This window comes from Cupriavidus sp. GW822-FHT03E04, from assembly GCF_058801495.1.
The window spans coordinates 1-1,025 of sequence record NZ_JBXANI010000078.1 but is presented as its reverse complement, the minus strand read 5'-3'; the positions used below and the strand labels follow the sequence as shown (position 1 = coordinate 1,025).

1 rRNA gene is annotated in these 1,025 nt (G+C 51.9%); it reads left to right on the top strand.

Annotation, left to right across the window (positions count from 1 at the left end):
- Nucleotides 1-1,025, top strand: a 23S ribosomal RNA gene (locus AC1RQC_RS40350); the annotation flags it as partial.

The following is a 1,025-nucleotide window of genomic DNA, read 5'->3' as shown; positions in this document are numbered from 1 at the left end:
ATGGGTCATCCCTGACTGAATACATAGGTCAGGGAAGCGAACGCGGCGAACTGAAACATCTAAGTAGCTGCAGGAACAGAAATCAACCGAGATTCCCAGAGTAGTGGCGAACGAAATGGGAAGAGCCTTGTACTCTTTAGCAGCATTGTTAGCAGAACGGGATGGAAAGCCCGGCCATAGCAGGTGATAGCCCTGTATGCGAAAACAGCGTTGTGGAACTAGGTGTACGACAAGTAGGGCGGGACACGTGAAATCCTGTCTGAAGATGGGGGGACCATCCTCCAAGGCTAAATACTCGTGATCGACCGATAGTGAACCAGTACCGTGAGGGAAAGGCGAAAAGAACCCCGGGAGGGGAGTGAAATAGATCCTGAAACCGCATGCATACAAACAGTCGGAGCCTGGAAACGGGTGACGGCGTACCTTTTGTATAATGGGTCAGCGACTTACATTCAGTGGCAAGCTTAACCGATTAGGGAAGGCGTAGCGAAAGCGAGTCCGAATAGGGCGTTCAGTCGCTGGGTGTAGACCCGAAACCAGACGATCTATCCATGGCCAGGTTGAAGGTGCGGTAACACGTACTGGAGGACCGAACCCACTAACGTTGAAAAGTTAGGGGATGAGCTGTGGATAGGGGTGAAAGGCTAAACAAGTCTGGAAATAGCTGGTTCTCTCCGAAAACTATTTAGGTAGTGCCTCGTGTCTCACCTTCGGGGGTAGAGCACTGTCATGGTTGGGGGGTCTATTGCTGATTACCCCGCCATAGCAAACTCCGAATACCGAAGAGTGCAATCACGGGAGACAGACATCGGGTGCTAACGTCCGGTGTCAAGAGGGAAACAACCCAGACCGCCAGCTAAGGTCCCTAAGATTGGCTAAGTGGGAAACGAAGTGGGAAGGCTAAAACAGTCAGGAGGTTGGCTTAGAAGCAGCCATCCTTTAAAGAAAGCGTAATAGCTCACTGATCGAGTCGTCCTGCGCGGAAGATGTAACGGGGCTAAGCCAGTCACCGAAGCTGCGGATGC